The sequence below is a fragment of the Ochrobactrum sp. PL_is501 genome (assembly GCF_055816895.1).
Genome location: NZ_JBVPGR010000036.1, coordinates 20,378 through 43,126, shown reverse-complemented (window position 1 = coordinate 43,126; position 22,749 = coordinate 20,378). Strand labels below are relative to the sequence as shown.

Annotated in this window: 20 protein-coding genes, 1 tRNA gene and 2 pseudogenes; 18 read left to right on the top strand and 5 right to left on the bottom strand. The window is 53.1% G+C overall.

Going from position 1 to position 22,749, the window contains the following annotated elements:
- Window positions 1–76: 76 nt before the first annotated feature.
- Window positions 77–856: a polysaccharide deacetylase family protein gene (locus AC0TOF_RS13590; RefSeq protein ID WP_473768961.1), complete on the top strand. Its 780-nt coding sequence runs from the start codon at window positions 77–79 to the stop codon at window positions 854–856.
- Window positions 857–870: 14 nt separating this feature from the next.
- Here AC0TOF_RS13590 and AC0TOF_RS13585 read toward each other — a convergent pair whose 3' ends face one another.
- A complete protein-coding gene (locus tag AC0TOF_RS13585) occupies window positions 871–1,269 on the bottom strand; it encodes a hypothetical protein (protein ID WP_122003245.1) in 399 nt (132 codons plus the stop codon).
- Between the two features lie 417 nt (window positions 1,270–1,686).
- Here AC0TOF_RS13585 and AC0TOF_RS13580 point away from each other — a divergent pair, with 417 nt between their 5' ends.
- From AC0TOF_RS13580 to AC0TOF_RS13570, 3 genes are all read left to right on the top strand, one after another.
- Complete coding sequence (locus tag AC0TOF_RS13580; protein WP_473768660.1) at window positions 1,687–3,030, top strand: c-type cytochrome; 1,344 nt, start codon at window positions 1,687–1,689, stop codon at window positions 3,028–3,030.
- Window positions 3,027–3,938, top strand: a complete 912-nt coding sequence (locus tag AC0TOF_RS13575) for a c-type cytochrome (protein ID WP_473768659.1) — start codon at window positions 3,027–3,029, stop codon at window positions 3,936–3,938. Before AC0TOF_RS13580 ends, AC0TOF_RS13575 begins: the two co-directional genes overlap by 4 nt.
- 130 nt (window positions 3,939–4,068) lie before the next feature.
- The gene (locus tag AC0TOF_RS13570; RefSeq protein WP_473768658.1) at window positions 4,069–4,857 is read left to right on the top strand and encodes a DUF1499 domain-containing protein; all 789 of its coding nucleotides are present in this window, start codon (window positions 4,069–4,071) and stop codon (window positions 4,855–4,857) included.
- On the opposite strand, the gene AC0TOF_RS13565 is transcribed toward AC0TOF_RS13570, so the two are convergent.
- Window positions 4,858–5,763, bottom strand: coding sequence for an MBL fold metallo-hydrolase (locus AC0TOF_RS13565; RefSeq protein WP_473768657.1), 906 nt, complete (start codon window positions 5,761–5,763; stop codon window positions 4,858–4,860). It lies immediately after the preceding gene.
- A gap of 151 nt (window positions 5,764–5,914) precedes the next feature.
- On the opposite strand from AC0TOF_RS13565, the gene AC0TOF_RS13560 reads away from it, so the two are divergent.
- The 5 genes from AC0TOF_RS13560 to AC0TOF_RS13540 all read left to right on the top strand — a co-directional run bounded on the left by AC0TOF_RS13560 (window position 5,915) and on the right by AC0TOF_RS13540 (window position 10,636).
- Window positions 5,915–6,514, top strand: a complete 600-nt coding sequence (locus AC0TOF_RS13560) for a biotin transporter BioY (protein ID WP_473768656.1) — start codon at window positions 5,915–5,917, stop codon at window positions 6,512–6,514.
- 139 nt (window positions 6,515–6,653) lie between these two features.
- The gene (locus AC0TOF_RS13555) at window positions 6,654–7,163 is read left to right on the top strand and encodes an ureidoglycolate lyase (RefSeq protein ID WP_473768655.1); all 510 of its coding nucleotides are present in this window, start codon (window positions 6,654–6,656) and stop codon (window positions 7,161–7,163) included.
- Between the two features lie 18 nt (window positions 7,164–7,181).
- Window positions 7,182–7,538: a hydroxyisourate hydrolase gene (uraH, locus tag AC0TOF_RS13550; protein WP_122066645.1), complete on the top strand. Its 357-nt coding sequence runs from the start codon at window positions 7,182–7,184 to the stop codon at window positions 7,536–7,538.
- A gap of 68 nt (window positions 7,539–7,606) precedes the next feature.
- The gene (locus AC0TOF_RS13545) at window positions 7,607–8,443 is read left to right on the top strand and encodes a DUF2793 domain-containing protein (RefSeq protein WP_473768654.1); all 837 of its coding nucleotides are present in this window, start codon (window positions 7,607–7,609) and stop codon (window positions 8,441–8,443) included.
- 324 nt (window positions 8,444–8,767) lie between these two features.
- Complete coding sequence (locus AC0TOF_RS13540) at window positions 8,768–10,636, top strand: polysaccharide biosynthesis protein (protein WP_473768653.1); 1,869 nt, start codon at window positions 8,768–8,770, stop codon at window positions 10,634–10,636.
- On the opposite strand, the gene AC0TOF_RS13535 is transcribed toward AC0TOF_RS13540, so the two are convergent.
- Window positions 10,623–11,630, bottom strand: coding sequence for an MraY family glycosyltransferase (locus AC0TOF_RS13535; RefSeq protein ID WP_473768652.1), 1,008 nt, complete (start codon window positions 11,628–11,630; stop codon window positions 10,623–10,625). The two genes, AC0TOF_RS13540 and AC0TOF_RS13535, sit on opposite strands and share 14 nt — an antisense overlap.
- A 218-nt stretch (window positions 11,631–11,848) precedes the next feature.
- Here AC0TOF_RS13535 and AC0TOF_RS13530 point away from each other — a divergent pair.
- The 9 genes and pseudogenes from AC0TOF_RS13530 (at window position 11,849) to tnpC (ending at window position 21,523) form a co-directional block, all read left to right on the top strand.
- Window positions 11,849–11,923 (top strand) — tRNA-Gln (locus AC0TOF_RS13530).
- 379 nt (window positions 11,924–12,302) lie between these two features.
- The gene (locus AC0TOF_RS13525; RefSeq protein ID WP_473768651.1) at window positions 12,303–13,157 is read left to right on the top strand and encodes an ABC transporter permease; all 855 of its coding nucleotides are present in this window, start codon (window positions 12,303–12,305) and stop codon (window positions 13,155–13,157) included.
- 1 nt (window position 13,158) lies between these two features.
- On the top strand, window positions 13,159–13,908 hold the full coding sequence (locus tag AC0TOF_RS13520; RefSeq protein ID WP_473768650.1) for an ABC transporter ATP-binding protein: 750 nt from the start codon (window positions 13,159–13,161) through the stop codon (window positions 13,906–13,908).
- Between the two features lie 79 nt (window positions 13,909–13,987).
- The gene (locus AC0TOF_RS13515) at window positions 13,988–16,228 is read left to right on the top strand and encodes a glycosyltransferase (RefSeq protein WP_473768649.1); all 2,241 of its coding nucleotides are present in this window, start codon (window positions 13,988–13,990) and stop codon (window positions 16,226–16,228) included.
- Window positions 16,229–17,788 carry a polysaccharide pyruvyl transferase family protein gene (locus AC0TOF_RS13510; RefSeq protein WP_473768648.1) on the top strand — a complete coding sequence of 520 codons (1,560 nt, stop codon included), beginning with the start codon at window positions 16,229–16,231 and terminating at the stop codon, window positions 17,786–17,788.
- 45 nt (window positions 17,789–17,833) lie between these two features.
- Window positions 17,834–18,919, top strand: a complete 1,086-nt coding sequence (locus AC0TOF_RS13505; protein WP_473768647.1) for an acyltransferase family protein — start codon at window positions 17,834–17,836, stop codon at window positions 18,917–18,919.
- A gap of 260 nt (window positions 18,920–19,179) precedes the next feature.
- Window positions 19,180–19,566, top strand: coding sequence for a transposase (locus AC0TOF_RS13500; protein ID WP_473768646.1), 387 nt, complete (start codon window positions 19,180–19,182; stop codon window positions 19,564–19,566).
- A 26-nt stretch (window positions 19,567–19,592) separates the two neighbouring features.
- Window positions 19,593–19,916 (top strand): IS66 family insertion sequence element accessory protein TnpB, encoded by a 324-nt coding sequence (gene tnpB, locus AC0TOF_RS13495; RefSeq protein WP_473768645.1) that lies wholly within the window; start codon window positions 19,593–19,595, stop codon window positions 19,914–19,916.
- Window positions 19,917–19,970: 54 nt separating this feature from the next.
- Window positions 19,971–21,523 (top strand): annotated as a pseudogene (gene tnpC, locus AC0TOF_RS13490) (IS66 family transposase).
- A gap of 135 nt (window positions 21,524–21,658) precedes the next feature.
- Here the strand turns inward: tnpC and AC0TOF_RS13485 are convergent.
- A pseudogene (locus AC0TOF_RS13485) lies at window positions 21,659–21,998 on the bottom strand (transposase); the annotation flags it as partial.
- A gap of 120 nt (window positions 21,999–22,118) precedes the next feature.
- On the bottom strand, window positions 22,119–22,739 hold the full coding sequence (locus AC0TOF_RS13480; RefSeq protein ID WP_473768644.1) for a DUF3011 domain-containing protein: 621 nt from the start codon (window positions 22,737–22,739) through the stop codon (window positions 22,119–22,121).
- Between the last annotated feature and the right edge of the window lie 10 nt (window positions 22,740–22,749).

The window sequence follows — 22,749 nt, the reverse complement described above, 5'->3', positions numbered from 1 at the left end:
TAAGCCATTTTCAGAAAACGCAATCATGTTTCGTTGTATCGCCGCGGCTGGAGCCGCCATTCTCATCGCGACCAGCATGGCCAGCGCCTATGATATCTCGCCGCAGGAGCGGGCGGAAAACAGGGCCAGCCAAGACACGATCAGGATCGTCGAACCGCAATTGCGCATAGCACGCGGCGGCGCTGCATCGCCGCAGGTGGCGTTGACGCTCGATGCGTGCATGGGCAAGACCGATCACCGGATACTCGACATGCTGGTGCAGAACCGTATTCCGGCGACCATCTTCGTGACGGGGCGATGGATAAAACAGAACCCCGCCGCCGTGGCGGTTCTGAAAGCCAATGCCGATCTGTTCGATGTTGAAAACCATGGCGCGATGCACATTCCCGCCATCACCAATGAGCCGAAAATGTACGGCATCAAGACGGCTGGTTCGCTTGAGGCGGTCCATTTGGAAATCGATGCGGGTGCTGCGGCGATCACCGATGCCGGAATCTCGAAGCCTGCCTGGTATCGTGATGCGACGGCCCGTTATTCGACCGATGCCATCAAGCTGGCGACAAGCATGGGGTACAAGATCGGCGGCTATTCACTGAATGGCGATCAGGGAGCATCGTTGCTTGCGCCGACCGTCGAGCGCCGCATTGCCGCCGCGCGTGACGGCGATGTTATCATCTCGCATATCAACCAGCCGACGCGCTCGGCGGGCGAGGGGGTGGTCAAGGGCGTTCTGGCCCTGAAAGCGAAGGGAATGAAATTCGTGCGCCTCAAGGAGGTTGAGACGACCATGACGCTCAACCCGGTCGCACCACACAATCTTCATGCGGGCGTTCCAAAGCCTGCCGCGCCGAAATAATCCAGTTTGAAAGTTTAGACGCCGTTGGCCTTTTCCTTCGGGGAAAGGCTTTTCATGACCGCGGCGTAGTTGCGGCCAAGGCTTTCAAAAACCGCATTTTCGCCCGTCGGCGGCTCGACCGACAGAGTCGTGCCGTCGTTGCGTAAGGTGACGAATATGACCTGATCGTCCGGCTGTCCGGCAATGGCGATTGCACCGATGCGCTGTGCCTCGCTGGTGTCGAGAGCGGGCATGTTGAACAGAACTTCACCGCCGACCCGTTCAGCGGCCTTGGCAAGGGCAGAGTCGAAACCTTCGATCAGCACGTCAATGGCTCCGAGCGCGAACTCCAGTTCGACTGCCTCAAGCGTCATCGTGTCGTCTACGGTTGTGGCGTCCGATGACTGGTTGCCATTTTGAAGGGCGCGATCCATTCCGTCCTCTCCGACGATTGCAATATCTGCCCCCATATGCGCAATCATGCCTTCTGTTAGCGGTTGCTGCAATGCCTTTTTATTTGATTTACCTAGCTTTTTCTCACTTATTCTTAAAGCTGGTGATCTTTGCAGGCTAAGAACGCATCCCGAAAAGTGCGAAACAGCCTCCGGGTATGATGCGCGTTGAACAAACAATTGAGCGCGGATCAGCCGTAATCTGATTGAACCGCACCCCGGGAGGGGCTGCCCCTACTGCGATTTGCTTGAACTATCAAGCACGTCAAAGCTGTATTAGCTATTGCTTTTATAGATGGCTAAACATTGTAGGTGCCAGGTTTTGATCGGGGTCAATGCTCTTTCATCCCGAATCTTCGACGTTCTCCCCATCACAAGGGAATTGGTGTCGGAGGGCACATGAGACTGATATGGAAAGCGGCGGTCGGCGGCGCGGGTGCGCTAGCCGCAGCCTGGCTCTTTGCGCTTTCAACACCCCACTGGCTGACGGCGAAGCACGAAAGCGCCGTCGATGTCTCCGACAAGGCTTTGATCGAAAAGGGCGAATATATTGCTCATGCGGGCGACTGCGCCGCCTGTCACACCGCGCCGGGCGGCAAGGCTTTTGCGGGCGGGCTCGGCATGCAGACGCCGCTTGGCACGATTTATTCCACAAACATCACACCGGATCGTGAGACCGGCATCGGTAGCTACAGCTATGCCGATTTCGAGCGGGCGGTGCGGCAGGGCGTGCGCCGGGACAATGTCCATCTTTATCCGGCAATGCCGTTTGTCTCCTATACGGTCGTCAATGATGAGGACATGAAGGCGCTTTATGCGTTCTTCATGTCGAAGGTGGAGCCGGTAAAGCAGGACAACCAGCCCAGCACCTTGCCATGGCCGACCAATATGCGCTGGCCGCTCGCCTACTGGCAGCTTTTCTTTGGAAATTCTCGTTCGTTCGAAATTGCAGCCGAGACCGATCCGGTGATCGCCCGCGGCGCTTATCTGGTCGAGGGGCTTGGTCATTGCGGCGCATGCCACACCCCACGCGGCCTCGCCTATGAGGAAAAAGCGGTCAAGAACGATCCGAAAGGAAAGTTCCTGTCCGGGTCGGTTCTGGAAGGCTGGTATGCGAAAAACCTGCGCGATCAGGATACGGGGCTTTCGACCTGGGCTGAGGACGAGATCGTCACCTTCCTCAAGACCGGGCGGACCGATCGCACGGCGGCATTCGGCTCGATGGCCGATGTCGTGCAGCACTCGACCCAATATTTGGCGGAAGATGATCTGCGTGCGATTGCCCGTTATCTGAAGTCGCTGCCGCCCAGCGAAGGACGTGAGCGCGAATGGCAGCCCAAGGAAGATGTGACGACTGCCGCACTCAGGGCTGGAGATTTCACTGCGCCGGGCGCCCTGTCTTATGTCGAGCAATGTTCGGTTTGCCACCGGATGGACGGCAAGGGTGCGCCGCGCATCTATCCCGCACTTGCAGGCAATTCGATTGTCTTTGCTGATGACCCAAGCTCGCTTATTCAGGTCACGCTGACCGGGGGCAGAACGCCTGAAACGCCAGCGGACAAGATGGCTTTCACCATGCCGGGCTTCGTGAATCTTCCCAATTGGCAGGTCGCCGAAATCCTCAACTTCATTCGCAACGGCTGGGGCAATCACGGCACTCCCATAACGGAGCAGGATATCGCACGCATGCGGCGTGAAATCGCTCACAAGCCTGTCCATTACGTTCCGGAGAACAAGCAATGAAAACCAGTACGATTGTCGTTCTTGGTGCCGGTTTTGCCGTGGCGGTAACGGGCGGCGCTTTCCTCTTCAATCACCTGCGGCCCTCGCTGGATTCCCCGGCTCCCCAAGCCTATGCGGTTCTGGACAAGGACAAGAAGCAGGTCGGATCTTATGTCATCCCGCCGGATCGCGACATTCTCAAACAGCCGAACGCGCCCGAGATCATGCATGGCAAGCGGCTGCTCAACGAAACGGCGCGGCTTCTGCCCGATTATGTCGGCAACGGCCTGAATTGCAATTCCTGCCACATAGGGCAGGGCAAGGTGGATAATGTTGCATCCTATATCAACACCAGCAACTTCTATCCCGCCGTCATGCCTCGTGCGGGCAAGGAAGTTGATCTGGTGATGCGCATCAACGGCTGCTTCCAGCGCTCGATGAACGGCAAGCCCTTGCCCCCAGACGGCGCTGATATGAAGGCGATGGTCGCCTATATGGACTGGCTGCGGCAGGATGTGGAAAAGGGGACCAAAGTGGCGATTCGCAATGCCGGTCCCATTGACGAAAGCCTCGTTCCCGATCCTGTCAACGGTGCAAAAATCTATGCGGCTCAATGCTCGACCTGTCATGGCGCCGACGGTGAAGGCATGAAGGATCAGGCAGGCGATTATATCTTCCCGCCGCTATGGGGCGATGAAAGCTTCAATATCGGGGCCGGACTGGCTCGCACCTACAAGGCGGCGCAGTTCGTCAAATATGCGATGCCACCTGCTCAGAACCATACTCTGCCCATCGGGCAGGGCGGTGTTCTGACCGATCAGGAAGCCATCGACGTGTCGGAATATTTCACCCATATGCCGCGTCCTGATTTCGCCGGCAAGGTGAAGGACTGGCCGAACACGAAGAAGCCGAAAGACGCGCGTTACTGAATGGTATCGCGAGGGAAGTGCCCCGTCCTGACAGACGGGGCACTTGAATTTCCATGTTGAGGTTTTGCCGAGCGAAAATCTCTCTGCTATTCATGTTGTGTGAAAACAGAGAGACTCTCTCGGAGACTGCATGAGAAAACTTCGCTACCAGCGGCGTCAGTCGCGCTCTGCGGTCTGGGCGCTCCGGCTTGGCATTTTTGCAGCCCTGCTGCTCGCGCTGGCGTTTCTTTTGCACCGCTTCTGGAGCTTGGAGACGCCTGATCTGGTACTGGTTGCCGGATTGAGTGCCGCTCTCGCAGTTCTCGCTCTTCTGTGTGCGGTAAAAGGCTTTCGCAATCTGTGGGTCAATGGCGACAAGGGCGGCGCACGTTCTTTCTGGGGCGGCATATTTGCCTTTGCCGTATTGCTTCCGGTTGGGCTGGTAACGACGTTATGGTATCTCTCGCCGCCGCTTTTTGACCTCTCCACGGATTTCGAGGCGCCGCCCCAGTTCCCGTCCAATATGCCGCCGCGCCTGCAATGGATGAACCCCTTGACGGCGGCAGTCAGCGGCGATGCGCTGACCCAGCTGACCGCCTATCCGGATGTGGTTGGACGACGCTATGAAGCCGCGCCCGACCGTGTCGCTCAAGGGGTTGAAACTGTTCTCAAGACATTCGGTTGGCAGGAAATCGCGCGAAATACTCCTTCGCCCGAGCAGAATGCATCGCGGTTCGCCGTGACGGCGCATAGTTTCATTCTGGGCTTGAAAAGCGACATCGTCATACGGCTGCTCGACGAAGGCGAGACTACCTATGTCGATGTGCGCTCGCTGTCGCGCTATGGCAAGCGCGATATGGGGCAGAATGCCAGCTTTATCACCGAATTTCTGGGGGCGCTTGAAGGTGAGGTCAACAAGGCTCCGGCCGACGTGGAATAATCAGCTCGGAAAATAGATGCTGTTGAGCGACGGATGGCCCTCGGTCCTGACCTCGCCCCGTCCGACCAGATCTTCCAGATGCGCCAGCACCGACAGCGCTGCCGCACCATGCAGTCGCGGATCGGTATCGCGATAGATCGCCTTCACCATGTCGCCGATCGTCCGGTCTCCCTGCAGAACACGTTCGAGAATGGCACGTTCGCGCATCTTGCGATGGGCACGCAGGCCCCGAACAAATGCGGCTGGTTTGGTGACAGCGCCGCCATGGCCCGGCAGATAGACCTTGTCGTCGCGTGCCAGCAGTTTTTCCAGCGAGACCATATAATCGCTCATGGAGCCGTCGGGCGGGGCAACAATGGATGTCGCCCACGCCATGACATGATCGGCAGAAAAAAGGATGCCAGTATTCCTCAGGCCGAAAGCCATGTGATTGGCGGCATGGCCGGGCGTATGAATGCCTTCCAGACCCCAGCCGTCGCCTTCGATTGATTGGCCATCGGCGAGCCCGATATCCGGGATGAAGTCGGTATCGGCGCTGGCTTCGAGCATGTTCACTTCGCCCGCATAATAGGGGCGGGCAGGGCGATGCGGCCCCTCAGCGACGGTTCGGGCGCCGAGGGTTTCCTTCAGGCGCTGCGCCAGCGGCGAGTGGTCGCGGTGGGTGTGGCTGACGAAAATATGGCTGACCGGGCGACCGGCAATGGCTGCTATCAGGGCGTTATAATGCGCCTCGTCCTCCGGGCCGGGATCAATGATCGCCAGCGTATCCGTGCCGATAATATAGCTGTTGGTGCCGTGAAAGGTGAAAGCGCTCGGATTATTGACGGTGAGGCGCAAAATGCCTTTACTCAGTTCAACCGGCTTCCCATATTGGGGCGTGAAACTGCTGTCGAAAACAAGCGCCATTGAAGCGGCTTCCAATTCTTCTTTGGTTTGATTGATGAAACGGCATAGGCCTTATATAGTCGGGTTGCAAACGTGAACAGTCGCGCGCGCTGACAATCGCGTCAGGAGTCAGATTCCGGTATCTGTCGCCGCGTCAAAAGTGGAGTTGGATATGCCCCATAGAGCAAAGTCTCGTATCGCCGTCGCCTCTCTGGCTACGGAGTATCTGCCCACCGGACAACTGGCCCGTGCTTTCTGGTTTGTGGGGCTTGCACTGATCGGAACGGCTGTTCTTGCCATCTCCGCCAAGATCAAGGTTGATCTGGTCTACGTCAATGTGACGATGCAGACCTTCGCTCTGTTTGCCATTTCTGCGCTTTACGGCTCGCGGCTCGCTGTGGCGACCGTCGCCCTTTATCTGCTTGAAGGCGCGCTTGGCATGCCGGTCTTCACCGGAACGCCGGAAAAGGGCATTGGCCTTGCCTATATGGTTGGCCCGACGAGCGGCTACCTTCTTTCCTACCTTGCCGCAGCCTGGATCGTCGGACGTGCTGCCGACAAGGGAATGGCGCGCAATCCCCTCGCTCTCGGCGGCGCAATGCTGCTTGCTGAGGCCGTCATTCTATTGATGGGCGCTGGCTGGATGGCCTATCTCTTTGGTCTGGAAAAGGCCATTGCCTTCGGCTTCGGCGCATTCATCGTTGGTGACCTCGTGAAGCTCGCACTCGCCGCCTGCGGCGTGCCTGCCATGATGTCGCTTCTGAAACGCTGAATTTTTATCAGTTCCGCACGATAAACGCCGGGCCTTGCGCCCGGCTTTTTTGTTTCGGTTGAAACTGCTTCGCGATTGACAGATGCGTTCTAGCGCAGCTTTGTCGCTATAACGCATCTGTTTTTACGGGGAGGATGATTTGCACGTCGAAACTCTGGTGATCGAACCGCTGACAAAAGAGGCTTTTGCGCCCTTTGGCGATGTCATCGAGACGGAAGGGGCCGAACTTCGGCTCATCAACAATGGCACCACGGAGCGCTATCACGACCTTGCGCGTGTTGAAGCCGCTGGCACCGAGACACGGGTTCTTGTCAATATTTTCCGGGGACAATCGTTCGAGGCGCCAATCGATATCGTCATGATGGAACGCCATCCTTTCGGTTCGCAGGCATTCATTCCGTTGAACGGCAGGCCGTTTCTCGTGGTGGTTGCCGAGGATGACGGCGGCAAGCCTGCCCGCCCACGGGTTTTCCTTGCGCGGGGTGATCAGGGGGTCAATTATCTGCGCAATGCATGGCATCACCCGCTCTTGGCGCTCGAGCAGAAATCCGATTTTCTGGTTGTCGACAGGGCAGGCAAGGAAGACAATCTGGAGGAATTCTTCTTCTCCGATACTGCCTATCGCATTGAAACAACGAAGCCCGCTTGAGTTTGATCGAGGAATATTATGGGTAAACTTTCCACGCATGTTCTTGATACGGCCCATGGCAGCCCTGCTGCGGCAATGCGGATCGAGCTTTATCGCATTGGCGCAAATGGTACGCCCGATCTCCTCAAGCGCACGGTGACCAATCTGGATGGACGCACGGATGCGCCTCTTTTGTCCGGCGACGAAATGCAGATCGGCACCTATGAATTGCACTTCCATGTCGCCGAATATTTTGAGGGGCGCGGCGCGGAACAGGCCAATCCGCCCTTCCTCGATCTTATTCCGATCCGTTTCGCAATTGCCGATTCCGATGGCAATTACCACGTGCCATTGCTTGTCAGCCCCTGGTCCTATTCGACCTATCGCGGAAGCTGAACCGGACTTATCCTCTTTCCGAACGGACGAACTAGACTCCTCGCATTATCCATTGCGAGGAGTTCTTCATGGACCAAACCCCAAATCTGAAACTGCCCTATATTCTGCCCAGCCAGGCGCAGAAGCACGTTACCCACAATGAGGCCTTGCGGTTGCTGGATGCCGTCGTGCATCTGAGCATCAAATCGCGAACCCGAACAGACGCGCCGGAAACCCCTGCCAGCGGAGACCGCTATCTGGTGGGCGCGCCCGCTTTGGGAAGCTGGACCGGCAAAGACGGAACGATTGCCTCCTTTATCGATGGCGGATGGCTGTTCGTTGCGCCTGCTGTCGGCTGGCAGGCCTATGTCGAGGATGAAGCGCAACTGCTCGTTTTCGACGGCAATCTCTGGAAGGGTGTTTCATCGATCCCCGACAATCTGTCCCTCTCAATGCTCGGCGTGCAGGCGACGGCGGATGCGGTCAACCGCCTAGCGGTCTCGTCCGATGCCAGCCTGTTCAACAATGCCGGGGCAGGGCACCAGATCAAGGTAAACAAGCAGGCGGCCACCGATACGGCAAGCTTTCTATACCAGACCAACTGGACCGGTTTTGCCGAAATGGGGCTGAATGGCAGCAACGATTTCAGTGTGAAGGGGAGCAGCGATGCAGGGCAATGGCGGGAGGCGATCAAGATCGATCACGCGACCGGCAATGTCGCCATCGGTTCGGTCTGGCCGCAGGCCCGGCTTCATGTCGATGGTCCAATTCGCCCCGCGTCCTATGTAGTTGCGGCGCTGCCTTCCGCCGGGAGCAATGGCGCAGGCGCGATCGCTTTCGTCACCGATGGTCCGTCCGGTGCGGAAATGCTCTATTCGGATGGCGTGAATTGGCGAAGCATTCGCAACGGTGCCGTCATTGCCTGAGGCATGATCCCGAAAGTGAGAACGTGTTTCGGGATAGACATGCGTAAATCCACAAGACAGGCGCGGCGGGTTTGCCGCATGGCTGTTATGGCGTTGCTTCGAAGCCAAAAGATGTTTGTTAAGCGCCTGAAATGGCAATTGATATAGTCCTGTCGGGGGACTCGTGGTAACGGTGGCGAGAAATTCGAATGCTTCGCAGCTACGACGTGCGGCAAGCCGCGAGGGGATTGACTAAGTTTTAGTCCCAAATAGTAGTATAAATAGCCTTATGGCGCTGGAATCGTTCAGGTATTTCTCTCCGTGGGAGAGCGGGATTACACGCGTATGAGTTTGAAATATCCATGGCAGAGACTGGCGCTTTTACCCCGCGCCAGCAAACAGATCATCCTGATGCTGAGCGATTGTGCTCTGCTGTTGCTGAGTGCCTATATCGCATTCGTCATACGCCTCGGCTTCGTTTTCGTACCGAATGAGGGACAAACGTTCCTCATTTTCATCGCGCCCGTTCTGGCAATTCCGGTTTTCATTCGCTTCGGACTTTACCGCGCCATTATCCGCTATCTGGCAGAACGTGCGATCTGGCCGATTTTTCAGGCCACGGCCATCGCCTCGCTGTTCTGGGTTGCACTGGTGTTCCTTAATGAACTCTACGGCAGCGCCGGCCTGCCGCGCTCGGTCCCGCTGCTCTATTGGCTTTTGAGTACCGTTTTCATCTCAGCCAGCCGTTTCGGTGCGAAGTGGCTTTTGCGAAGTGCTGAATCGGACAAACGTTATACAAGTTCCGCATTGATCATTGGGGTAGGCGAACCTGCCCGCCAGCTCGCAACCGCGCTTCGCAGCCACAGCGACACATTGGTTGTCGGCTTTGTCGATCCTGATGGCCAGCTCAAGGGCATGGATATCGTGGGATTGCGTGTCTACGGTGTGGAAGACATTCCCGCCCTGATAGAAAATTACGGCATCAAGCAGGTGGTCGTTTCGGAACCGGCGCTGGAACAGAAACAGCGTCAGGATTTTGCGCGGCTTCTTGGGCGCCTTCCGGTCAATACGCGCATTCTTCCGCCGATTGCCGATCTGACGGCAGGCAAATATCTGGTCAGCTCGCTTCGCAATGTGGAGATCGACGATCTGCTCGGTCGTTCTCCAGTGCCGCCGGATGCGGACCTGTTGCGGGAAGTGGTCGAAGGCCGACGCATTATGGTGACGGGGGCAGGCGGATCGATCGGCAGCCAGCTTTGCTGCACCATTTCGCAATGGAATCCCGCCTGTATCGTCCTGTTCGAATCGAGCGAATTCGCGCTGTACAATATAGACCGGCAGTTGAGGCAGATAGCCAGTTGCGAAGTCATCCCGATTTTAGGGACGGTCAGCAGCCGCGACTGTGTGGAGAAAGCAATTCGCGATCACAACGTCGATACGGTCTATCACTGCGCAGCCTACAAGCACGTGCCCCTTGTCGAGAAGAACCCATTGGTTGGTATCTACAACAATGTCTTCGGCACGCTCGAAGTGGCAGAGGCTGCCCTCAACACCGATGTCGAGCGCATGGTGCTCATCTCGTCCGACAAGGCGGTACGGCCAACGAATGTGATGGGTGCTACCAAGCGCTGGGCAGAATTGGTCGTCTATTATTGCGGTGCGCGCGCCGAGCAGTCGGGCGAGAAGAAGGCGTTCTATTCAGTCCGATTCGGCAATGTGCTGGGCTCCAACGGTTCGGTTGTTCCGCTTTTTCGTGAGCAGATTGCCGGTGGCGGTCCCATTACCCTGACCCATGACGACATGACCCGCTACTTCATGTCGATTAAGGAAGCTGCCGAGCTTATCGTGCAGTCTGGCGGCATCGCCGCATCCGGCGACACGGTGCTGCTGGAGATGGGCGAACCGGTCAGGATTCGCGATCTGGCAGAAAATATGATCCTGCTGGCAGGGCTGACCGTTCGCAATGAAGAGAATCCGCATGGCGATATTGCCATCGAGGTTACTGGAATCCGCGAGGGCGAGAAGATGTATGAAGAACTCTTCTACGATCCTTCGCTGGCACAGCCGACGCGCCATCCCAAGATCATGCGCGCGCCGAAAGGCAACAAGGCAGCTGTTGATGTTCCCGCGAGCCTTGCCGCATTGCGCATTGCCATGGAAAGCGGCGATGTCGATGCGGTCCGCAAGGTTCTGTTCAACGTTATAGCTTCCTGAACCGTCCGCGGAAATCCAGCAGCAGAACCAGCGTCGCGACAACTGCCACGAGCAGGAAGGCGACCTGTGTGATTGTGTGGTCCAAAGCAAGCAACGCAAGGGCGCAGGCAATGAGAATCAGGTTCAGAAGTGCGACGTGGCTGACGACCTTGAGTACGCTCCAGCCCGAGCGCTTCGCTGTCTGATAGGCATGCTTGGAATGCGCTTTCAGGATATTCTCGCCCTGGCTCAACCGCATCACGATGGTCGTGCCTGCGTCGAGAATATAATAAAGCGGCAGGATCAGCGCGACGACGATATGGGTTTCGCGCGCAAGCAGGATCAGCGCCGTGCCGGTAATCAACCCAAGCGGCAGGCTTCCTGAATCACCCAGAAAAATCGTTGCCGGAGGGCGGTTGAACAGGGCAAAACCCAAAATGCCGCCCGCCGCAATAGTTCCGAGGCCGCCGCTTTCCAAGCCAGCGAGGCCAAGAGCGGCAAGAAGTCCGATACCCGCCAAAGGAATCCCGATGCCCGCTGCTGTCATCAGGTCGAGGCCGTCCATGAAGTTGGTGACGTTGATCGCGACCACCAACGCAATGACTATGAGCGCTGCCTCCAGCCAGTGCGGCAAAAGCTCGGGCAATAGCCGGAAATCCGGTCCCAGACCGTAAACAACGAGCCCGGCCGCAATGAACTGCGACCCCAGTCGGATAATTTCCGAAAGCTCATAGCGGTCATCCAGACCTCCGACGATCCAGAGCAATACCGAGGCTCCCGAAAGACAGAGCGCCAGATGCGCATTGACTTCCAGATCCGGCGCAAAAATCAGCATAGTCACGACAATTGCGGGAATAAGCGCCAACCCGCCGATCTGCCGGGCCACTGTCGTATGGTTGGAGCGCGAACTCATGCGGGCCGCAAGAAAGCGTTCGGGCAAAAGCCGGTCCAGCAGGTAGAGCCCGATGCCGCACAAGGCAGCGCTGACAAGAAATGAAATCAACAGAAACAGCATGATGAATACCGAAAAATCATTTGTCCCCTGGAAGTAGCAGCTTTGAGGCTGGACGCAAATCGGCGGTTTTGTTTTGGGTGACTGGTCGTGGCGATAAGCGGTTGAAAACGTTCTTCGTGGGCACTGTAAGCTTCGGCGGGATTTCGTTATTAGGCGATTGCGCTTGGTTGTCGAAGCGGTTATAAGGCCGCGCAACCGATTGCTTCGGTTTGATTTGTTGGGGCGTAGCCAAGCGGTAAGGCAGCGGTTTTTGGTACCGCCATTCCCTGGTTCGAATCCAGGCGCCCCAGCCATTTTTCAATTTTACTTTGCGAGATACGAGTTTCCAGTATTTTGGTTATGAAGTAGCCATTGCAACGTAGCACTGCCCAACCTTGGAGATGTAGTCCCACGGCTCCCGGCAGCTCATTGATTGTGCCTGCGTCACGATATCGCTTTTGTCTTATATGCATTCAGTGTCCCAACTTGGACATATATCGTTACTAATAAGAACTAGATGGGATGCTCTGGTTGCGATCAGGGGTGACGTTATGAATTCGACAAAAATTCCCGGATAGGACTAGTGAACGAAATTGTTATCCAGCTCGGTTAAGGTTGTAAAATTGTTTCATTCATATAGAAATCACCGTGATTCAAGCTATCCTTAAATGACGAGGCGGCAGCAACTCTAAAATGACGCAGTACCAAGAAACAGCCATTGGCATGCAAGCCAAGCCGAAGCGATCGGTTCCGCGGACGGGTTTTTCTGCCGCGTTGAGCGATGTATCAGGGGCATTCAGAAAAATCAGGCTCGCCACAACGTTCGGCTGGCAGGATGTCGCGCAAAGATATAGGCGATCCAGGGTTGGTGCATTTTGGCTCACTCTCAATATGGCTATTTTGATAGCGGCATTGGGGCTTATTTTTGGGACGTTGTTTCAAACTCCGATGGCTGAGTTTCTTCCGCATTTATGTGCGGGGCTTATCGTCTGGGGATACATTTCTTCTTGCTTGTCTGAGGGGTGTACAAGCTTCATTTCGTCGTCGGGCATCATTCTTCAAGTGAAAATGCCGTTGTTCACGCACATTCTTAGGGTGCTTTGGCGAAATGCGGTAATTTTGGCTCATAATGTTCTGATTTTCCCGTTCCTGCTAGTAGTGGTTGGTGGAACGTTTAGCTGGCATGTAATATTGACTATCCCTGGGTTGATGCTGATCAGTATAAATCTTGCTTGGATAATGCTATTATTGGCGACAATCTGTGCTCGTTTTCGCGATATGACGCAAGTGGTGCAGAATATATTGCAGGTGTTGTTCTATCTTACGCCAATCATGTGGATGCCAAAAACGCTTCCGTCAACTGTCTCTGGACTGATTATGACGCTCAATCCATTCTATCATATGGTAGAGGTCGTGAGGGCGCCGTTGCAGGGCGGTCTCCCAACTGCATTGAACTGGGAAGTACTAGTAGCGACGGCCGTTCTTGGCTGGGTAGCTGCGCTCGCATTCTTTGGAAAATATCGTTGGCGGGTAGCTTACTGGCTTTAATATGACGACAAACATCATCTTGAAAAATGCAACTGTTCAGTTTCCGGTTTATAATTCATCGAGCCGGTCATTAAAGAATCGTGTTCTTAACATCGCGACCGGTGGACGTATCGAGCGGGGTTCGGACAATCTGATCCAGGTGAGAGGGTTGGATGGGGTTAGTTTCGAGTTCAATGAAGGTGAACGCATCGGTCTGATTGGGCATAACGGATCGGGCAAAACCACACTTCTACGAGTACTGTCCGGAATTTATATTCCGACAGAGGGCGAAGCGCACATAAACGGCAGATGCATTTCTTTGATTGATATAAGCTTGGGGATTGATCCTGATGCGACGGGCCGAGAAAATATCAAGTTACGGTCCGTTATGATGGGCATGTCCAAAACGGAGTTGGCCATCAAGATCGAAGAGATATCCGAATTCTCCGGCTTGGGGGATTTCTTGGATATGCCATTTAGAACTTATTCTTCAGGTATGCAGTTGCGACTTGCCTTCGCAACATCTACAGCCATAAATCCCGAGATACTTATAATGGATGAATGGCTATCAACAGGAGACGAGGATTTCAAGGAGCGTGCCAATGCTCGTATGAAAACTTTGGTAGATTCTACAAAAATTCTCATCCTTGCAAGTCATTCACGGGAGCTTCTCGAGAAAAATTGCAATCGAGTTATCTGGATGGAGCATGGCCAGCTTAAAATGGATGGAGCGCCGTCAGAGGTTCTTGATCAATATTTTGGCCCCAAGTGAATGAGCATCGTCCAAGAGGGGCGAGATTATGCTCGATGTTTCCCGTTCCTGATTTAGTGAGTTCCAGAGAGGGCCTTAGATGAATTATTTGCTCGTTACCTTTGAGGCGGTCCATTCCAGTGGAGGAGGGCTGTCAACATATATGAGGAATATTATTAAGGCTCATAATGTTGCCCATAAACGTGCGGTTGTTCTTGCAATTAACCACAACGTTAATAATGAAAAAAAATACACTGAAGGATCAGTTCAAATTATAGAATGGAACCCTTCAGCGGATGATGCTTTTAAGTGGATGGGGTATTGGCCTTCAGTTAGCTACGCGATATCTAATAAGATAAAAAATATTATCGATAATGGATTGAGGCCAGAATGGGTCGAGTTCCCTGACGGATATGGACTCGGGTATTTTACAATTCAAAGAAAGCTAACTCTAGAGGATAGGTTTAAGGACTTAAAAATCCTAATAACCAGCCATTGCCCTGTTTCGCACATCGAAGAGCTGGAGGGGAAAAATCCTTTCCAAATCCAGAGATATTTCATGAAGGAGATGGAAAAATTCTGCTTATTGGGCGCGAATGCGATTATTTGTCCAAGTAAGGTTCACGCGGAATTCTTACATAACGAGTGGGGGATAAATGTTGATCGCCTCAGTGTTATTTACAATCCTTATGAACCGTCTTCCAAACCTAATGAAGGCAAGCAGATAGAGACGCGTAAAGATTATGCAGTCGCTTCTAGGATATCTACGCAAAAGGGTATACCGGAGTTACTAGCGGGATTTGATGTGTATTGGCGAAGTGGGGGTGAGTCGACGCTGTATCTTTTCGGCGCTGACGTGGTTGACGGGCAAGGCAAGTCGAATGTTGATGTTCTAAAGGCGAAATATAACGATTGGGTGCGGAACGGTAAGCTTGTCTTCAGGGGCAATCTTGACCAAGAACATTTGCGCAAAGAGCTCTCGTCAATACGTGCGCTTTTCCATCCGTCAAAATATGAAACATTCGCTTATGCGGTCGCCGAGCGCATGGCAGAGGGCGGGTTGGTTGTAGCATCTAATACCGGCGGCCATACCGAACTTTTGGAGAACGGGATAAATGGTTTTGTAGTCGACGTTAATGACGCAAAATCAGTTGCGAGCCTTATTCAACAGATAGACAGTCTGCCTGAAGAAGAAGTATCTCGGATGGGGCAAAAAGCTGCCGCAAAAGTTCAAGAGCTTTGTGGGTATCAAGCTTATATGAGCAACAGAGAAAGGGTTCTTTCCTTATCGCAGGATTTTCCCGCCACTTTCCCGTTTGTAACAGGTGAACAGAAGCTGTTTGAAAAAGTGGCTAGAAAAAGCGATGGACCAATACTGAGTATCGTTATCCCACATTATAATCTTGGCCAGTTAGTGGAAGAAACCGTCAGATCGGCTGTGAATTCTACTTTGCAGGACATTGAAATTATCGTTGTTGATGATGGATCAACCGATGAGTACAGTAGAGAAGTGGTCGAGAGCCTTCCTTTGATAGATTCTCGTATTAAGCTTGTAAAAAAGAAGAATTCGGGTGTCGCCGATACCAGAAATGTCGGAGCTTCCCATGCAAAAGGGTTGTATCTTGCCCTTCTTGATGCTGATGATACTGTTGATCCTACCTATTACGAGAAGTGTGTTGGAATATTAGACAAATACGATAATGTCGGCTTTGTAGGGTGCTGGAATAATGATTTTGATGATACTGGAACTCTTAAAATATGGACTACCTTTAATCCCGAAATGCCACGCCAATTAATTTTTAACACGACAAATTGCGCTGGCATTGTAGTGCGTCGAGATACTTTTCTTGAGCATGCGAAGCATGACCCGAAGCTCCGGATGTTTTTGGATGACTGGGATGGCACAATCGCTCTCATGTGTGCTGGTGTGCGCGGCGTAATGATACCCCACGCCCTGTTCAACTATCGAATCCGGCCTGGGTCTCTTTTCCAAGACAAGCGGCATTTATGGGACAAGAATTATAGTTATATTGTCGCTAAACATAGTGAAACATACGCAAAATATTCTTCTGAAATTATATCTTTTCTAAACGTCAATGGCCCGAATACAGAGTACAGTAACCCTACGTTTCCGTCGCACTATGAGTATTTGCAACATTCATCAAGTCCTGGTAATCTCGGATCTGGAGGTCGGCTGGATCGTATAGTGCGAGGGTACTATAAGTTTGTTTTAGAGCACCCCGTTGGTTCAAAGATTAGGCGACGGGGGAATATTTTGCTAGAACCAATAGCTCGAGGCGTGTTCTCCGCCGCGCAAATGGTTAGAAGGACGCTGAGCTAGATGGCCCGGTATCTACTGGTTGGCGCACTGGGAGGGCCAAACTTTGGAGATGAAATTATTCTAGTCTCTTGGATTAATGCTATCCGACAGAATGACCCACAGGCTCGGATTTTCTGCGATGGTTACAATCTCAATAACCTGGCAGGCTTTTTGGACGGTTTGGCGGAAGTTGTCGAACCGAGCGAGAGTTTGTGGAATGCTCGACTAGTTGCAGAGCATGGCCAATCGGAAGGGATATGGGACTATCTCCATGAGCATTCAAGGTTACTTGACAACCAGAAGGGTCTATCAGATTGCCTGTCGGCATTACGGTTACGCAATTTTGACCAAGTTCACATTGTCGGCGGCGGATACTTCAATAGTCTCTGGCCATCAAACTATCTAATTCTATTATTGGCAAGATTGCTAGCTTGGCAGACCGGCGCCCAATTGGTTGCAACTGGATTGGGATTGATGCCCACTGAAACAGGCAACTTAGCTGGACTTTTAGCTGTCCTTAGAACGTTTGACCTAGTGGATGTCCGTGACAAGGAATCTTACGAGCAGTTACAAGAAATAGAGTTTGATCGATTATTCTTCACTGGAGATGACGCTTTATTATTATTGAGCGATAGCAACGTGAGGTATCCCCTGCAGAAGATTGGCGATAACTCCTTTATTGTCTGTATCCAAAATGATCTTGTTGATGGGGACTCCATTGCGGAAGCAATATTTACGTCCCAGGTGATGACTTCTCTGAAGCTGCACGGTATTTGGAATATCGTATTCGCTATGGCTATGCCTGGAGATGTCTCAGGTGACGCCGCTGGGTTGGTGGAAAAACTGAAGCGAACTGGCTTCACCGTACAATCGATTGATCCAGACCATCTGCTGAAAAATGGATTCCCGGTCAGCGCGGGTGGCTTTACAGTAACGAGTCGATATCATCCCCATCTTTTGGGTTCTTTGTCAGGAGGCAGAGGAATTGCAATCAGTGCCCTTTCATACTACGACACAAAACATGCAGCCGTCCGAGCAATGGGTAGCAATTGGCCCATATTAAGTGACGTTGAGGTATCAGATGCTTTTGGGGAGGCATTGGAAACTGAGCTCTCTGGAAAATCGGAACCATGCAGGTTACAGGATCGAGCAGAATTCATTCGACGGAAGAAAGAACTTGCAGACCGGCTTCTTAAGCCAAAGGCTTCTATTTATGAGTTTCCTTTTGATTTTTTGAACATCTGGGCGCAGTTGCTTTGGAGGATTCAGCAGCAGGAATTACAGAAGATTGAGTTGAAAGCGGACTTAGACGGACTAGTTAAGCAGAACTCGATTATCGTATCAGAGCGTGATGAACTTGAGGCTCATTTTAAGTCTGGTATAGAACAGATTTCGCAACTTAAACGGGAATATGTTGAACTTTTAGAGCAGAATAGATTGGCGTCCTTATCTCTAATAGATTTGAGTAAAGAAATTGAAGCGGCTAAAAGGCTCAATGCTAATATTATCAATAGCCGGTCATGGAAAATAACCGCTCCGCTGCGATATCTCTCTTCTAAGTTAAGAGTAATACGGCATTAAATGGTTGAGAACGATAAATAACACCGTACAAAGATGGACACGCTAATGAGCGGAGTACGAGGACGAATTCCCTATCTTGACGGATTGCGAGGCGTATTCTCGTTGTCGGTAGCTGCTTCTCATATCGGAGGGAGTGTTTTTGGCTGGAGTAACGATCGCCCATTGGTAGGGGCTTTCTTGGCAGTCGATTATTTTTTCATGCTTTCTGGATTCGTTCTCTACAGTGTAGCGTCGACCGGTGGTGATAGCTATCTACTGCTTTTTCTTAAGCGGTTTCTTCGTCTCTGGCCACTTCATGTAACGACTACGTGTTGCGCGTTTGTTGTAATTTTATTGAACAAGACCAACTCTCTGTATGTTCCCTCGGGGGTGCAGTTATCGTTATCTGAATTTCTGCAGAATGTTACATTTCTAGTCGCAACGGGATTTAGCGATGCGAAGGTATTGAACGAGCCGGCCTGGAGCATATCCGTCGAATTTTGGCTCTCTGCCTGTATTTTATTTCTGATGTTTAGGTTTCCGACATTGATTGTGCTCTTTATTGTTGCAGTATCTTATATTATAGTATTTTCTTTTGATCGCGGAACGATGATTGCGCATAATAATGATTTTGTTTTAAGTGTCGGGATGTATCGCGGAATCGGAGGGATGGCTATCGGTGGACTTATGTATCGCCACCAGAATGAGATTTCTAAGTTAGTATCGTATATGATGGACTGGTTTTGTGAGCTATCATCAATAATTCTGCTTTTTGTTATGATGTATGGCGTTTTATTTGATGTTGGTACTATTTTTGATGCATTTTATCTAATGGCGTTTGTTCCGTTTCTATCTGTTGATGTTATTGAGAAGTCAAAATTAACTGGTAAGCTGCTTTCATCGAAAATATTCCTTTGGCTGGGAAATATCAGTGTTTCTCTTTATTTGTTTCATACGCCAATAATATTGTTTGTATTTCCACGCGCAATCGCAGCTGGCTATTCTCTGGTTTGGACAGGATTGTTTGTCATGATGATCGCCCTGATCCTATCGACGCTTTCTTTTCGTTATTTTGAGTTGCCAATGCAGGCTCTTGCCAAGAGGTTTTTGGCGTGGATTGCATTGAAAAAGTCGGTATATAGAACCGCCTGATGAGGTGACAGTATTTTATTGACGGCTAAAGGCGGTTGGGCAGTTTTGGCTGCGGGTAATGCTGGTAAGGCGGATCGATTGAAGCTGCTTTATCGGGACGGTAGCGTACTGGTGATGGCTTACAAGCGACGTGAAGATACGAGCTTCATCTGGCCTGCTGTCAGCGACGGGATAATGGTAAGCGTACGCTGCCCCCCACCTTCCAATTACAGTTCTAATTGTCTCATTAGATTTTGAGATGATCAGGACGGAGTTTCTCCATGGATACTACATTGGAGGTTCTACCAGTTGGTGGCGGAAGCCGTGGGAACCGAAAGTGGCCGGATGATTTGAAGGCGCGTATTGTGGCAGAAACGCTGCTGCCTGGCGCTACGGTGAGTTCTGTTGCGCGTCGGCACGGTTTGCTTGCAAATCATGTATCGATGTGGCGGACTCTTGCGAGAAAGGGGCATCTGGTGTTGCCTGCGCCAGAGGGTCCGGTGGAGTTTGCAACCTTAATGGTTGGGTCGACCAAAGCAGCGTGCATTGATGTTGATGTTCCCTCACGCCCGGAAATCGTCGCAGGCTCAGTGGTCATTCGTCTGGAGACCGGCGCTTCGGCGGATCGGATCGCATCAGTGGTGCAGGCCTTGGCTACCTGCCCATGATATTCCCTTCCAACCGGGTGCGGATCATGGTTGCGACGAAGCCCATAGACTTTCGCAAGGGGCATGACGGGCTGGCTGCACTGGTGTCGTCGGTTCTGCGCAAGGATCCGTTTACAGGCACAGTATTTGTGTTCCGTTCACGCCGGGCCGATCGATTGAAGTTGCTATACTGGGACGGTACCGGGCTGGTGATGGCTTACAAGCGGCTGGAGGATACGAGCTTCACCTGGCCTACCGTCAGAGACGGGTTGATGACGTTGAACCATGCGCAGTTCGAGGCACTTTTTTCCGGGCTCGACTGGCGCAAGGTCAAGGCTCTGGAAGCCAGAACGCCAGCTGCGGCAGAATGAATCAAGTATCTGGATTTACGTGTTTTTGCTGGCGTCTTGTGATAGCTTTGTCTGATGCAGACTGCTCCCGCCCTTGATCTTTCCGCCATTCCTGCTGCGCAACGCGCGGCGGTTCTGGCATTGATGGAAGAGGTTGCGGCGCTGAAAGACATCACCCGGCGGCAAGAGCACCTGATTGCCGAACTGAATCACGCCTTGCATGGAAAGCGGTCGGAAAAGCTGTCAGAAGACGAGCGACAGCTGGCGTTCGATGATCTATCTATCGCGCTTGCGGAAGTGGAGGCAGAGAAGGAAACGCGTGCCGCCAAAGCGGGCGACGGGACGACCAGGCCCGCAGCCAGACGCACCATCGGCAATTTGCCTGCCACATTGCCGCGTATTGAAGAAATTATCGAACCGGACAGCCTGATTTGCCCCTGCGGCTGTGGCGTGATGCATAAGATCGGTGAAGACCGAAGCGAGCGGCTGGACATCGTGCCGGCGCAGTTGCGTGTCATCGTTACAGTGCGGCCAAAATATGCCTGCCGGACCTGCACCGACGGGGTGACCCAGGCGCCGGCTCCTGCACATCTGATCACCGGTGGTCTGCCCACGGAAGCAACACTGGCCCATGTTCTGGTCAGCAAGTATGCGGACCATTTGCCATTATATCGCCAGAGCCAGATCCTGGCACGAGCAGGACTTGATCTGCACCGGGCCGTTTTGGCCGATTGGGTCGGCAAGGCCGCGTTCCATCTAAGGCCCGTAGTTGACCGGCTGGCCGATCATCTGAAGCGATCTGGAAAGCTGTTTATGGATGAAACCACCGCCCCAGTGCTGGATCCGGGGCGTGGAACAACCAAAACCGGATATCTATGGGCACTGGCTCGCGATGACAGGCCATGGGGCGGAGAGGACCCGCCCGGCGTGGTCTACTTCTACGCCCCAGGTCGCGCAGGCGAGAATGCGGAAACCATCCTGAGCGGTTTTGACGGCATCCTGCAGATCGACGGTTATCAGGGCTACAATCGGCTGACCAAACCCTCTCGCAAGGGTGGCAGTCCCGTTCAGGTGGCCCATTGCTGGGCACATGCAAGGCGCAAACTGAAGGAGATATTCGACCGGGACGGCTCCGGGATCGCCGCCGCTTGCGTCGGATCGCCGAATTCTATGCCGTCGAGGCTGATATCCGTGGCATATCACCCGGTCAGCGCCTCTCCGCCCGCCAGACCCACACCGCGCCCCTGGTGGCGGCCTTCGGGGAATGGCTTCAGACACAGCGTTGCAAGGTATCCGCCAAATCCCGTCTGGGAGAAAAGCTCGCCTATATCCATAACCAATGGGACGGCCTGCAAACGTTCCTGACAGATGGTCGCGTAGAGATTGACTCCAACAGGGTCGAAAATCTCATCCGGCCCATCGCTCTCAACCGCAAGAACGCGCTCTTTGCAGGTTACGACGAAGGCGGCATCGCCTGGGGGCGCATCGCTTCACTGATCGAAACCTGTAAAATCAACGGCGTCGAACCCTTTGCCTATCTCAAGGCCACGCTGACCGCCATCGCATGCGGACATCCCCAAAGCCACCTCGATGACCTGCTTCCGTGGAACTTCAAGACGTCAAGCTAAGACACAAGTGGTCCGCAGCGAACGCTTACTCAAAAAAAATCTTCCGCGAATAACGATACTCTGTTTTTCTTCACTCACTGGTGGGTGAACGTGGGGTCGTTTGCGGGAGGGGGCGAAATTCTACGTTAGAGCGTTTCATCTTTTTACAGAACCATATCCGGCATTTTCGAGATAGTTTTGGCATTCGGCGGGTTGGATGGTTTCGACAAGCCTACCAATATGCCGCCATGTGTCGTGGACGGTGCGCTTTTGTGCATTTCTCATCCAATGTTTGATCTTGGAGAAAGCCTGTTCGATCGGATTGGTCCGGCGAATAGGGCGGCAGGAACCAGAGCCGCGCACCGGCGGCTTTGATCAATTGACGGATGGTTGCGGACTTGTGGCTGCCGAGATTGTCCAAGACGACGATGTCGCCTGGCTTGAGCACCGTCACCAACTGCTGCTCGACATAGGCGCGGAAGCACTGGCCGTCCAGTACAACCCTATCCGCAAAGGTCGTTTACGGACAGCCCTGGGCTGCCCCCTCTCGCCAAGGAGTCAGCAATACTGTGATTAACTGATCTGAGCTGACCGTGTTTCACGTATTTGCCGCTGTTTAGTCCGGATTGTCCGGATCATCGACCAGGCACCCGATTCCGTGACAACCGATATAGTTACCCTCTGTATCGAAGTTCGGTTCGCCGTTTTTGTCGTACTGCGGACGATCATCTATTTCGTCATCGGGATTATCCACTGTGCATCCAATACCGTGGCAATCATTATAGCCGCCATCATCGCGATAGTTGCTGGCCGTGTGATGACGCTTGTGTTTGTCATCTTCCGCCACGCCGGCGATAATTGCGCCAAGCACGGCTCCCGCGGCAACGGCGCCAACATCATGTCCCCGATGGTCATACATCCGGGCACCCGGATCGAAACCATCCCCTCGACCATGGTGATAACCACTTACGTCTGCAAAGACCCCGGAGCAACCCTGTGCGACCCACACATATCTGCTGTTCGGGTTATAGCCCCAAGTCTTATTAAGAATGCAGGGCGACCCAGAGATCTGGTGAATGAGTTGCGGCTTGGAAAGCGGGCCTGCGTAACACTCATCATACTGATAATTGCGGGAGCGGCATTCAACTGTGGTCTGGGCCCGTGCGTCCCCCACAAATTGCGGCACAAACATTGTTCCAGAAAGTGCGACACTTGCCGCCACGATGGTTCTGATCATTACCCTTCTC